A 12,973-nucleotide genomic window follows, 5' to 3' on the forward strand; every position below is an offset into this window, starting at 1 on the left:
GGAGCTGTACATGCGATTCGCACTGTCCGATGAGCAGGGCTCGTTCCGGGAAGTGCTCGAGGACTTCTTCGGCAGCCGCGTCGGCGCCGACCACCGTCGTCGGTTCGTTGACGGCGACGGTGCCTACGACGAGAGGCTGTGGGCCGAGCTGGCTGAAGGGCTCGGCCTGTCCGGACTCCTCGTCCAGGAGGGTGCGGGCGGGTCCGAGGCGAGTCTGGTCGAGCAGGTCGTGCTGTTCGAGCAGGCCGGGCGCAACCTGCTGTGCTCGCCGCTGTTCGCTACGGCCGGCCTGGCCGTGCCGGCGCTCCTCGAGGCGGCCGACGGGCTCGTCCGGCAGGAGTTGCTCTCGAAGATCGCCGCCGGGGCGATCACGGCCACCGTCGCGAGCGGCGAACCCGGCCGAGTCCGGGGAGGTGACGGCACCGTCGACGCGGCATGCGACGCGGCGGGTAACTGGAGCCTCTCGGGGACGTGCACCGCGGTCGTCGACGCCGCGACCGCCGACCTCGTCCTCGTCGTCGCTGCCACCACCGGCGGTCCGGCGCTGTTCGCGGTGTCAAAGGACGCGGCAGGGTTCGTCGCGACGCCGTCGAAAGCCTTTGATCCGACCCGGCCGCTCGGGATCCTGTCGTTGGACGCCGCCCCAGCGCAGCTAGTGGGTGCGGCGGGCGACGTCCGGTCGCTGGACCGCGCGCGACTGGTGTCCACGGTCATCATGACCGCAGAGCAGCTCGGTGGCATGCAGGCCTGCCTGGACATGGCGGTCGCCTACGCCGGCTCGCGGGTGCAGTTCGGTCGGCCGATCGGGGCCTTCCAGGCCATCAAGCACCGTTGTTCGGACATGTTCGTCGCCGTCGAGTCCAGCCGGTCGGTCGTGTACTACGCCGCCTGGTCCCTCGCCGAGGCAACTGCCCAGGACGAGGAACTCCTGGTCGCGATGACCAGCTCGTCGGTGTCGACCGCGTTCCAGCGCACGGCGTCGAGCCTGCTGCAGGTGCTTGGCGGCATCGGTTACACCTGGGAGCACGACGCCCACCTGTTCCTGAAGCGCGCGGTGTCGTCCGCCCGCCTGCTGGCGGTCGTCGACGACCACCTGGACACCGTGGCGGCGAAGCTGGGTCTGTGACACAGGTCATGCCCCGCGCTCGCTTGAGGATTATGGTCTAACTGCAAACTATTGAGCTTTAAGCAAATTCCCTCAAGAGGTGGTGTCGATGGCGCTCGAGGCCCGGCGCGAGTGGGAGGCAGCCCACCGTGATCGCATGCGGCGGCTGGCCGAGCGGATCAGGCCGTTCGTGCCGGCGGCCGACGAGCGCGAGGAGATCACCCCCGAGATCCGCGGGGAGATGGCCAAGGCCGGATGCTTCGGACGGGCGCTTCCGCGGGAGTACGGCGGCGCCGACGACGGACTGCGCGGTTTCGCGATCCAGCAGGAGGAACTCTCGCGGGTATGGCCGACCGGCGCCGTCGCCGCGACCTGGTCCAACCTGAGCGGACTGCTGCTGCACCGATTCGGGTCGGCCGCCCAGAAGGCCGAGCTGCTGCCCCTGGCCGCCAGCGGCGAGTCGCTCGGGGCCGTGGGCTGGACCGAGCCTCACGGCGGCTCGGACGCCGCCGCACTCAGGACGACGGCGATCCGCGTCGACCGCGGTTGGGTCCTCAACGGCGGCAAGCGGCTGATCGACAACGCGGCGAACGCCGACTTCGTCCTCGTCGGCGCCCGCAGCGACCCTGACGGCCCGCCCCGCCGCGGGCTGTCGATGTTCATCGTGCGCAGGGACGACCCGGGCTTCAAGTTCGGAGGTCGACACAGCACGCTGGGCCTGCGCGCGGCCGGTGTCGGCTGGTTCGAACTTCACGACTGCTTCGTCCCGGACGAGCGCCTGATGGGCGAGCAGGGGCGCGGCTTCTACCAGATGATGGCGATGGTCGAGTTCGGCCGCATCGGCGTCGCCTCGATCTGCCTCGGCATGACCAAGAGCGTCCTGGCGTCGACGGTGGACTTCCTGCAGGACCGGCACTCCTTCGGCGGTCCGCTATCGACGAACGATGTCGTCCTGGCCCGCATCGCCGACCTACGCGTGCGGCTGGACGGCGCGCAGCTGCTCATGGAGCGGGCCATCGACATGTTCGACGCGGGCCAGCGGTGCTCCACCGAGTCGGCGATGGCCAAGCTCGCGGCCTCCGAGCTCGCCAACGACGCGACCGAAGCGGCGCTCCACCTCCACGGAGGCATCGGCTTCACGGACGAGGGACCGGTTCTCAGCTTCTTCCGCGACAGTCAGGCGTTCTCGATCGGGGAGGGGACGTCCGAGGTGCTGCGCCTGATCATCGGGCGCGCCGAGTTCGCGGCCGCGGGGACGCAGTCATGACCGGCCTGGTCGTCGTCAGCCGGCACGGCCGCGTCGCCCACGTCCAGTTGGCCGACGGGGAGCGGAACAACGCGCTGGGGCCGCAGCTGGTGTCAGACCTCCGGGAGGCGATCCGTGACGCGACCGATCTCGGCTCGGCCGTCGTGCTGTCGGCGCAGGGCAAGCACTTCTGCGCCGGTGGCGATCACTCGGAGGCGGCGGCCCTGACCGCGGACGAGTTCCGAGGCTACCTCGTCGACCTGGTCTCCTTGTTCGACGAGGTGACGAGGTGCCCGGTCCCGGTCGTCGTGTGCGTGCAGCGAGGCGCGATCGGCGGGGGCGTGGAGCTCGCGCTGTGTGGTGACCTCGTTGTCGCCGGAACCGACGCCTACTTCTCGCTCCCGCAGATCCCGCTCGGGATCCGTGTGGGCGAGTACACCTACCGCTCCTTGGTGGCACGGGTCGGCCTGTCGCTGGCACGTCGCATGGTGCTCCTCGGGGAGCGGGTGCCCGCCGCGACCGCCTGGTCCGCCGGCCTCGCCGACCGGCTGGCCGAGCCGGTTGACCTCGTCGATGCCGGGCTGGAGCTCGCCTCGACGTTGGCAGGCTGTCGGCCCTCGGCACTCGAGCGTGCACGGTCGGCGTTCAACGATGTCGTCGGCTCCGCCGACCTGCTGCGGGCGGAGGTGGCGCGGCGGTCCGGATCGTCGCCCGCGGGAAGCTCGAGCGCCCTCGGGCGCCCGGATGGCTCGACTCAACCCAGAGACTGGTCCGTCTGGTCTGATCGGAGGCAATGATGGTGAACGAAGCGTGGATCATCGACGGGGCCCGTACTCCCCGGGCCAAGGGCAAGCCGGGGGGCGGGCTCCACGACATCCATCCGCAGGAGCTGCTGGCGCAGGTGCTCAACGGCCTGGTCGAACGCGCCGGGATCGACCCCGCGGCGGTCGAGGACGTCATCATGGGGAACGGCAACCCAGATGGTGACCACGCCAACGTCATCGCCCGGTTGGCGGTCCTCGCCGCGGGATGGCCGGAGCAGATTCCCGGCGTGGTCCTCAACCGGTTCTGCGGATCCGGGCAGCAGGCGATCATGTTTGCCGCGATGGGCATCGCGGCTGGCTGGCAGGATCTCGTCGTCGCCGGCGGCGTCGAGTCCATGTCCCGGTACCCGGGCGGCATCACCACGCCGACGGCGGCCGGCAACGACCGCCTGCTCGACCTCTATCCGTTGGTGCCGCAGGGGATCTCCGCGGACCTGATCGCCACGCGAGAGAAGTTCACCCGGTCTGAGCTCGACGCCTTCGCGGTGCGCAGCCAGGACCGGGCCTCGGCGGCCATGGAGAACGGCGCCTTCGACAGGAGCATTCTGCCGGTCAAGGACGCGACCGGCCAGGTTGTGCTCGACCGGGACGAGCACCCGCGGCCGGGCACGACCGTCGCGTCGCTCGCGAAGCTGAAGCCGGCCTTCGTCGCGCTGGGGGCCGAGGTCCAGCCCGAGGGCCGGAGCTACGACGAGCGGTGTGCTGTGGTGTACCCCGAGGTCACCGGGATCGATCACGTTCACCACGCCGGCAACTCCTCCGGCGTCGTGGACGCTGCCGCGGCGATGGTGCTCGCGTCGCCGGCCTATGCCCGGGCCCACGGTCTGCGACCTCGGGCTCGCGTCGTGGCCGGAACCGTGGCCGCCGCGGATCCGGTCATCATGCTCACCGCGCCGGGACCGGCCTCCGAGGCATGCCTGGCCAAGGCCGGGATGTCCGTCGCGGACATCGACCTGTGGGAGATCAACGAAGCCTTCGCCGCCGTCCCGATGAAGGTGATGCGTGACCTCAAGATCGACGAAAGCCGGGTGAACGTGAACGGTGGTGCGATCGCGCTGGGTCACCCGATCGGGGCGACCGGAGCGGTCCTGTTCCAGACCGTCCTGGACGAGCTCGAGCGCCGCGACCAGACGATTGGCCTGATCACGATGTGCACGGGCGGCGGCATGGGCACCGCGACGATCATCGAACGGGTCTGACCGATCGACCGGGACCGGTGAGCCGCGGCGCACCGAGCTCCCGTTCGAGGCTCGTCCGCCGCCGTCTCCTGGGAGGGTGCCATGGGTCCGCTAGCTGGTGTGCGCGTGATCGAGCTCGCGAGTCTCGCGCCGGCCCCGTTCGCCTGCGCGATGTTGGCCGACATGGGTGCTGACGTGCTTCGCATCGACCGGCCCTCGCGGGAGTTGGAGGCGCCGCTCACGCTGGGGCGTGGGAAGCGCTCGGCGATCCTTGACCTGAAGAAGCCCGCGGGGCGCGGCGCCTTGCTGCGTATGGTCGCCCACGCCGACATCCTCGTCGAGGGCAACCGACCCGGGGTTGCCGAGCGCCTCGGCATCGGCCCGGAGGACTGCTGGGAGCACAATCCCAGGCTGGTGTACGGACGGATGACCGGCTGGGGGCAGACCGGCTTGTTGGCCCCGGAGGTCGGCCACGACATCAACTACATCGCGATCGCAGGTGCGCTCCACCCAGTCGGCCGGGTGGGCGAGCGGCCCGTGCCGCCAGTCAACTTCGTCGGAGACTTCGGCGGTGGCGGAATGCTGCTCGTTGTCGGTCTTGTGTCGGCGCTCGTCGAACGGGCCCGCAGTGGCCGAGGCCAGGTCGTTGACGCCGCGATGGTGGACGGTGCCGCCCTGCTGACCTCGTGCCTGCACGGCATGATCGCGGAGGGGTGGTGGGTCGACGAGCGAGGTGTCAACCTCACCGACGGTGGCGCCCCGTTCTACGACACGTACGAGACCTCGGACCGTGAGTACGTCGCCGTGGGCGCGATCGAGCCCCGGTTCTACGCCGCGCTGCTCGACGGCCTTGGCCTGGACCCGGCAACCGTCGGGCCTCAGGACGACCAGTCCTCCTGGCCGGCGATGCGTGAGCGGTTCCGGGAGGTCTTCAAGATCCGGACGCGCGCGGAATGGACCGCTCACTTCGCCGGGACCGAAGCCTGCGTGTCTCCTGTCCTCCGGCTCACCGAGGCGCCCCAGAACGAGCACAACCGCACTCGCGGCACGTTCGTGGAGGTCGCCGGCGTCCCGCAACCCGCCCCGGCGCCCCGGTTCTCCCGGACGCCGGGTGCGGTCTCGGCTGGAGCCCCTCGACCTGGGCAGCACACCGTCGACGCGCTGCGGGACTGGGGCTTGACGGCTGACGAGATCGACGACCTGACGCAGCAGGGCGTCGCGGTGGCCTCCGCCCCATGAGGGCCGACGCCTCGTCTGGTGGAGACGACCTGGACCTGGCCGAACAGCGCAGCGAGCAGACGGGCACAACGATGACGGAATACAGCACGCTGGCGGTGCACAGGCACGACGCCGTGGGCGAGGTGCGGTTCACCCGCCCGGAACTGCACAACCGGTTCGACGAGCTGCTGTTCGGGGAGCTGGGACCGGCGTTCGCGGAGCTTGAGGGCGACGACGGCGTGAACGCCGTCGTGCTCACCTCGACCGGCAAGCACTTCTCCGCAGGTGGTGACACGGAGCGCATGCTGCAGATCAACGCCGATCTGCGGTTGCTACTCAAGGACGTCGACACTGGTCGACGGTTGTTCCGGCAGTTCGCCGACTTCACCAAGCCGATCGTCAGCGCCGTGCACGGTCACGTGTTCGGCGTCGCTACCAGCCTCGTGCTCACCACGGACCGCATCGTCTCGACGCCAGGAGTGCGGTTCTCCGACCCGCACGTCCAGCTCGGCCTGGTGGCGGGTGACGGTGGCGCTGTGATGTGGCCGAGCCACCTCGGCCTGGCGCGAGCCAAGCGTCACCTGCTGTGGGGTGAGTGGCTGCTCGCAGAGGACGCGTGGAAGCTCGGGATGGTCAGCGATCTCGTCGAAACCCCCGAAGAGGTCGGCCCGCTCGCCTTCGAGCTCGCGCGGCAGGTGGCCGCGCTCCCGCCTGTGGCGGTGCAGCTGACAAAGCGGACATTGAACAAGGCCCTGGCGTCACGGATCGACCAGTGCTTCGACACCGGCTTCTACCTGGAGGCGATCACCACGCAGAGCGAGGACCTGCGGGAGGCGGTAGCCGCGCTGAGCGAGAAGCGTCCGGGTGTGTGGCAGGGCCGCTGAGGAGCTCCAGGCGGCCGCGGCCGAGCGGCGGCAGGGTGCGCGCCCAGAGCAGGCGTTGCAGGCTGCCGCGTCGTGGAGGGCCTTTGTCGGTCCACCACACACTCACACCGCACGGTGGCCGACAGCAGATGGGAATGAAATGGTGCGTTTGAGTCCGCCTGACGAGTACTTCTATCACCAGGTCTCCTACCCGCACGCGATGGTCGCGTCGAGCGACCCGAGCTGGCGCGAGCGGTATTGGGTGAGCTTTCAGGACGTCCGGTCCAAGGACGCCGTGCTGACCTTGGGGCTGGGCCACTACCCCAACCAGGACACCCAGGAGGCCTACGCCGTCCTGGCTCACGGGGACACGCAGACCAATGTTCGGATGGCCCGTGCGCTCTCGCCCCGCAATGATCTGATGGCCGTCGGTCCGCTCCGGGCCGAGATCGTCAAACCGTACGAGGAGATCCGGTTCATCCTCGACGACAACCCGTCCGGCCTGGCGTTCGACATCACCTGGACCAGTGACCAGGAGCCGATCCTGGAGGATCGGCACTTCGAGGTGGCCCGGAGCCGGGTCGTCTACGACGCGGCCCGCTACGCGCAGATGGGGCGCGGAGCGGGCACGCTGCAGGGACCCACCGGCGAATGGACCCTGACGCCGGAGACCTGGTGGGGCGAGCGCGACCACTCCTGGGGTACCCGCCCGCTGCCGCGCGTGCAGGGCGCGCAGCCGGCCGACCGCCCAAAGTGGAAGTTCGCGATGTTCTGCCCCTTCCAGCTGCCCGAGTTCGGGGTGCACGTCTACATCCGCGAGGACCAGCCCGGTCGGCTGACGCACCTGACCGCAGGTATCGGGCGACGCTTCGGCGCTCCCGCCGACGACGACGCGATCATCGGGGTGGAACACGACCTCCAGTGGATCCACGGCGCCCCGGCCCCGGCTCTCGACGGCGGACTGATCACGCTCACGCTGGAGTCGGGCCGCGCGATGGAGTTCGAACTCAAGGCCCACCCTGGGCGCGCCCACCTGCGCGGTGGCGGGTACGAGGGTTGGAACGGGTGGTTCCAGGGCCACTGGAAGGGTGAGGAGAGCCTGGAGCACGAGACCTGGGACCTCACCGACGAGAGCCAGATCTACCGCTACGCCAAGGCGGGCAGCGACCACTTGTTCGAGGTGCGGCACGAGGGCCAGGTCGGCTACGGCGTCATGCAGTACGTGGTCCTCCCCGGCTACACCAAGTACCCGGAGGCGGTCGCGGCGAAGTACAAGGCCGGCCCGTGAACGCTGTGGCCGTCCAGCCTGCGGCCGCCCCGGAGCTTGACGCCGTCGTCGAGGCGCTCACGGCGTTCCTGCGCGCGAACCTCCCAGACGGGGCCGAGCCTGAGGTCACGAACCTGCGTCGCTCCGGTGGCGGTGCCTCGAGGGAGAACTGGCCCTTCGACGCGGTCTGGGCCGACAACGGCGAACGGTCTGTCCACCGACTCCTGATGCGGCGAGATCCGCCCGCCGACGTGGTCGAGACGCAACGGGTGGCCGAGTTCGCCGTGCTCAAGCACCTGGCGAGAACCGGCATGCCCAGCCCGCGGGTCCACTGGCTCGACGACACCGGCGAGCAGCTGCTCCGGCCCGCGATGATCGTCGAACGCTGCGAGGGTTCAGCGCACCGTGCGGTGCTGCGGCCGAACGATCCACTCAGACTGGGTACGGAAGGTCAGTCAGCCTTCGCGGCCTCGTTGGCGGATGCTCTGGGTCAGCTGCACGTGATCGACGCGAATGAGACCGGAGTCCAGGGAGTGTTGCCCGACCCGGGTCCCGAGCCCGCGTTGCAGGAGCTGGAGCAATGGGAAGGTAGGCTTGACGCCGCGCAGATCGAACCCGAGCCCGGTCTGCGGGCGGTCGCGGCGTGGCTGCGCGACAACCCCCCGCCGCCGCCGGCCCGGATGGTGGTGGTGCACGGCGACTTCCGCCCGGCCAACGTCCTGGTCCACGAAGGCAAGCTCTCCGTCGTACTCGACTGGGAACTGGTCCACCTCGGTGATCCGCTCGACGACCTCGGCTGGTACACGACGACGCTCTACACGCACGAGCACTTCATCCCTGGCAGGTGGGAGGTCGAGGACTTCCTGCGCCGCTACACCGAACGGACGGGTTTGGAGATCAACCGGAGGGCGTTGGAATTCTGGCAGATCATGTCGGCCTTCCGACTGGCCGTCATCGCGGTGACCGCGGCGCGGAACTTCGCCCTCGGCACCACCGACCGACCACAGCCGCCGTCCGACGGCCTCGTCCGGAGGGTCCTCGCGGCGGTCCTCGCGGCGGAGGGAAGGTAGGAATGCGACCGACACCCGCTGAGACGATCGCCGGGGTCCGCGCCGTACTCAGGGACGTCATCGAGCCGGAGGTGCGCTCGGACTTCGCGCGCGCACGCCTGCGTGAGATCCGAGCCGTCCTCGCGCAGATCGACTGGGACGACGCGGCGCTCCGGGTGCGGCACCGCACCGACCTCGTCGTCGGGCTGCTCGCCGACATCGACGAGTGGGTCGGGGCCGATGGCGACAGAAGGGACCACTTCGCCGACCTCGCCCGGCGGATCCGCTCGTTGAGCGACGGTCCTCTGGAGACGTTCGCCGAGGTCAACGCGCGCTACACGCAGGCCGCGGAGATCCTCGCTCAGGCCAGCCACGACCTGGGCGTGTGGTGGCGTGCGCACCAGGGCTCGGAATCGGATGACTCATGTCCCGAGCTGCGCCTGCGCATCGTTGCGCAGCTGGCGAAGTGACCCGCCACGTTCCCCGCGTTTCGTGGCAGGAGCGGCGCAACCCGTACCGAAGCTCGGTGATGCTGGTAAATCGATGGCGTCGAGGCTCTTGAGCCGAAGCGTCAATGGTCGTGGTTAGGAGCTCTCGGCGTGGTCAATCAGATGATCGACGTACACACGCACGTCGTGCCCCCGGAGATCCCGTTCGGGCTGAGCGGCAGCTATCCCTGGCAGTCGCTCGACCGGTCGGGCGAGGAAGCCTGGTTGTGCCGCGGCGGGCGTAAGACCCGAGCTGTCAAGCCGGGGGGCTACAGCCTGGCCGAACGCCTCGACGACATGCGCGAGGCCGGCGTCGAGATCCAGGTGCTCTCAATGATGCCGGCGCTGCTGAACTACGAGGCACCGGCCGACGAGGCGGCACACTTCTGTTCGCGCACGAACGAGTGGATCGCGGACCAGGTGGCGAGCGGACTGGGCAAGTTGGTCGGTCTGGGCGTCGTGCCGATGCAGGAACCTGACGCCGCCACCCAGATGTTGGGCGAGGTCAGCGCCGCGGGGCTGCGCGGCGTCGAGATCGGGTCGAGTGTGGCCGGCGTGCCGCTGTGCGACGCCCGGTACCGGTCCTTCTTCGCGGAGGCAGCACGGCTCGACCTCGCGCTGTTCGTGCATGCTGGTCAGGGACGCGCACCGTTGGGGATAACCTGGGAGACCGCCGCCGCGGCGACCTCGCTCCCCAACGAGATCGGAGCCGCGCTCGCGGGGCTGATCATCGAGGGGATCGTGCGCGACTTCCCACGGCTGAGGATATGCGCGAGTCACGGCGCGGGCTCTTTGGTGATGATCCTGCCGCGCCTGGACCGGACGTGGCGGTCAGACCACCGACCCGTTGATCGACGTGACCTGCACCTCATGGACGTGCTGCCGGAGACGCCGAGCGCGTACGCGCGACGGATGTGGGTCGACTGCCTGGTCTTCGCCCCGGCGGCCTTCCGGCACCTCGAGCAGACGTACGGGACCTCGCAGATAGTCGTCGGTTCGGACTACCCGTTCGGGCCGGACCTTCCTGGACTGATCCTCGACCAGGTCGGCTCCCTGCCCAGCGACATGCTGGAGCAGGTCACCTTTCGCAATGCGCGTCGGTTCCTTGGGCTCCCGGACTGAGGCCGCGGGGCGGGAGGGCGGGGGACCGGCCGCGGGGGGGGGCGCGGCGACGCATGGCGGGGGCACCGTAAATGGTGCGGTCCCGTATAGTTCATTCCACAGTATTCGATGGGCTCGACCGAAACGGAGCCAGCGATGTCATCTCGTTCGGACGAGAGCAGTTCGGCGCGGGTCACATCGCCCATCGACCCGCTGGAGTGGGCACGTCCCTTCTGGGCGCTGCACGGCCTCGGCGAGCAGCAAGACGAGTTCTTCACCATGGGCTCGCTGTTCCGCTTCCACCGGATGGTGGCCGACCAGGTCGAGGGCGCGCTGCGTGCCCACAAGCTCAACATCACCGACTACATGCTGTTGATGACGCTGCGTCTCAGCGACAACGGGACCCGCCTGATCAGTCAACTGGCGCGGATCCTGCTCGTGCACGCCACGACAGCGACTCTGGCGACGGACCGACTCGAGAAGCGGGGGCTGATCGTTCGCAGTCCGCACCCGACGGATCGGCGCGCGACCCTGGTGTCGATTACGGCCGCCGGAAAGAGGATCTCGTCGGAGGCGACGGACTCAGTGCGGCAGGTCGATTTCGGGCTGTGCGGCAGCAGCGCCGCGGACCGCGCGGACTTCGCCGAGATCCTGGCGCGTATGCGTATGAGGGGCGGCGACACCAACGTCATCTCAAAAGTGCGCCCGACACATGACGCCTGAGATGTCCCGTCGCCCACGTCGCATCCTCTGGCGTCCGGACTGGCGAACGCCTGGTGCGTCTCAGCGTATGTACGCCACCATCCCGCTCCGAGTTCGCGGTTGAGCAGGGGCATTGTGCGCGGGATACATCAGCCGGTGCTCCGTACATCGTCGTAGCGGTACCGCGTTGTAGCTCGGCCCCGCCCCAGGTCGGTGGGACTGCCGGACGACCAGTCCCTGCGGTGCCGGCACCTTCGGTAACGCACTGTCGCCGTGTCGTCGCGAGGCGCGTACGACCGTTTGAGGTGCGTACCACCCCCTTCGGCAGGGCACTCGCCACCTGACGTGCCGGCCCGCCGGGCGGCGTACGAGGATCCCTGGCCTGGAAAAATAGTCGAGCACTAAATAGTCGATGACTATTGACCCTGCTGGTGACGCACACCATACTTCCGAGACCAATGCAGGCTGCCGCCAACCAAGGGGGTCACAAGTGGCGTTGAAAAAATCCCGATCTTGTAGGCGTATCGCTCTCACGGGCGTTGTGGCTGCGCTCGTGCTCTCTGCGTGTGGCGGAGGCGGCAGTGCGGTCGACTCTGCGACGGGGAACCCCTTAGCGAGTGACCTGCCCCCGGCCGGCGCGGGCCCCACGCCGACCGGGACGCCCATCACGATCGGTCTGATCGCCTCCAGCACCGGCGCCTTCTCAGAGACCTATGCGCCGGCCGGCCCGGTCTCCCAGGCTTGGGCCGACATGGTCAACAAGGAGCTGGGCGGCATCAACGGGCACCCGGTCACCGTCAAGGTGTACGACGACCAGCTCCAGGCCGACAAAGCGGCCGCGGCCGCGCGCGAGGCGGTCGAGCAGGACGGGGTGGTCGCGATCGCGATCGAAAGCTCCGTCGCCGGACCAGCCATCGCTGACTACCTCGACTCCAAGGGCGTCCCGATCATCGGCGGCGTCAACTTCGCCCGGAGCGCGGAGAACTCCCCGAGCACGTGGTTCGGCACGGACATCCAGGCGCCCCAGATCCTGCAGACGACCGCGAACGTGGCCAAGGACGCCGGTCTCCACTCGACCGTAGGCGTCGTCTGCTCTGAGGTCCCCGAATGCGCGGCGATCGGCAAAGTCCAGCAGGCCTATGCACCCAAGGTCGGCATCGACTACAAGGGCACGGTCACAATGGCCGCGGACGACACCAGTGCCACCGCCCAGTGCCTGCAAATCGTCAACGAGAAGCCGGGCGGGATCGCCGGGTACGTCACCTCCAACCCGCTGTCCAAGCTCCTGGTGGAGTGTCGTACGCAGGGCTACACCGGGCCGCTGATCCTGGTCTCGACGTACGCCAAGCTCTTCGAGTCGCTTGGCGACACGCCCATGTACGGGATGTCGACCGGCTTCCCGTGGTTCGCCGACGCCGCGCCTGCCAAGCAGTTCCGTGACGCGGTGCAGCGCTACGGCCACGGTGTGGACTATCGCGGGTACGTCCAGACGACGACGTGGTCGACTCTGGAGTTGTTCCGCAAGGCCATGCAGAAGGATCCCGCGTCGAGCGCCGATGTCACGAGCGCCAGCGTGCTGGGCGCCTACCGGCAGGTCAAGGACGAGACGCTCGACGGTCTGCTTCCGCAGCCGCTGACCTTCACCAAGGACGGGCCCAGCCCAGCGATCAGCTGCTTCTGGACCATCGAGCGCGACTCCAAGGGCGAATTCAAGCGGGTCGCCTTCGAGGGCAAGTCCGGCAACGGCGCCAAGGGTGACCTGGCCTCGGAGTGCGTCCAGAGCTGATGTTGCCGACAGCGTGGCGTCGCGGCCAGTTGACCTCCCGGCTGGCCAGGAGCGGTCGAGACGTCACGCTGTCGGGTCGGTTGGCAGAAAGACCGCCCAGCGAGAGTCTCGCCGAGTCTTTGCCCCCTAGCTTGATTGCGTGGTCG

General features: G+C 69.1%; 12 protein-coding genes. All 12 read left to right on the forward strand.

The window, feature by feature from the left end; all coding sequences use genetic code 11:
* Positions 1-10: 10 nt before the first annotated feature.
* Positions 11-1,126 (forward strand): acyl-CoA dehydrogenase family protein, encoded by a 1,116-nt coding sequence (locus QOZ89_RS39435; protein WP_071047884.1) that lies wholly within the window; start codon positions 11-13, stop codon positions 1,124-1,126.
* Between the two features lie 88 nt (positions 1,127-1,214).
* The gene (locus tag QOZ89_RS39440) at positions 1,215-2,372 is read left to right on the forward strand and encodes an acyl-CoA dehydrogenase family protein (protein ID WP_071047883.1); all 1,158 of its coding nucleotides are present in this window, start codon (positions 1,215-1,217) and stop codon (positions 2,370-2,372) included.
* A complete protein-coding gene (locus QOZ89_RS39445) occupies positions 2,369-3,148 on the forward strand; it encodes an enoyl-CoA hydratase/isomerase family protein (RefSeq protein ID WP_071047882.1) in 780 nt (259 codons plus the stop codon). The genes QOZ89_RS39440 and QOZ89_RS39445 overlap by 4 nt, the downstream gene beginning before the upstream one ends.
* Positions 3,148-4,374 carry an acetyl-CoA C-acetyltransferase gene (locus QOZ89_RS39450; RefSeq protein WP_083418367.1) on the forward strand — a complete coding sequence of 409 codons (1,227 nt, stop codon included), beginning with the start codon at positions 3,148-3,150 and terminating at the stop codon, positions 4,372-4,374. Before QOZ89_RS39445 ends, QOZ89_RS39450 begins: the two co-directional genes overlap by 1 nt.
* Positions 4,375-4,455: 81 nt before the next feature.
* The gene (locus QOZ89_RS39455; protein ID WP_071047881.1) at positions 4,456-5,592 is read left to right on the forward strand and encodes a CaiB/BaiF CoA transferase family protein; all 1,137 of its coding nucleotides are present in this window, start codon (positions 4,456-4,458) and stop codon (positions 5,590-5,592) included.
* Positions 5,589-6,455 (forward strand): enoyl-CoA hydratase/isomerase family protein, encoded by an 867-nt coding sequence (locus tag QOZ89_RS39460; protein WP_241841605.1) that lies wholly within the window; start codon positions 5,589-5,591, stop codon positions 6,453-6,455. Before QOZ89_RS39455 ends, QOZ89_RS39460 begins: the two co-directional genes overlap by 4 nt.
* A 148-nt stretch (positions 6,456-6,603) precedes the next feature.
* Positions 6,604-7,722 (forward strand): Rv3169 family protein, encoded by a 1,119-nt coding sequence (locus tag QOZ89_RS39465; protein WP_206745005.1) that lies wholly within the window; start codon positions 6,604-6,606, stop codon positions 7,720-7,722.
* Positions 7,719-8,771 carry a phosphotransferase family protein gene (locus QOZ89_RS39470; protein ID WP_198543163.1) on the forward strand — a complete coding sequence of 351 codons (1,053 nt, stop codon included), beginning with the start codon at positions 7,719-7,721 and terminating at the stop codon, positions 8,769-8,771. Before QOZ89_RS39465 ends, QOZ89_RS39470 begins: the two co-directional genes overlap by 4 nt.
* A gap of 2 nt (positions 8,772-8,773) precedes the next feature.
* The gene (locus QOZ89_RS39475) at positions 8,774-9,220 is read left to right on the forward strand and encodes a hypothetical protein (RefSeq protein ID WP_071047879.1); all 447 of its coding nucleotides are present in this window, start codon (positions 8,774-8,776) and stop codon (positions 9,218-9,220) included.
* Between the two features lie 129 nt (positions 9,221-9,349).
* On the forward strand, positions 9,350-10,360 hold the full coding sequence (locus QOZ89_RS39480) for an amidohydrolase family protein (RefSeq protein ID WP_071047878.1): 1,011 nt from the start codon (positions 9,350-9,352) through the stop codon (positions 10,358-10,360).
* Between the two features lie 108 nt (positions 10,361-10,468).
* Positions 10,469-11,062, forward strand: a complete 594-nt coding sequence (locus QOZ89_RS39485) for a MarR family winged helix-turn-helix transcriptional regulator (protein ID WP_198543162.1) — start codon at positions 10,469-10,471, stop codon at positions 11,060-11,062.
* Positions 11,063-11,453: 391 nt separating this feature from the next.
* Complete coding sequence (locus tag QOZ89_RS39490; protein WP_083418366.1) at positions 11,454-12,827, forward strand: ABC transporter substrate-binding protein; 1,374 nt, start codon at positions 11,454-11,456, stop codon at positions 12,825-12,827.
* Positions 12,828-12,973: the final 146 nt, after the last annotated feature.

This window comes from Pseudofrankia coriaricola (assembly GCF_032027725.1).
Taxonomy (GTDB): Bacteria; Actinomycetota; Actinomycetes; order Frankiales; family Frankiaceae; genus Pseudofrankia.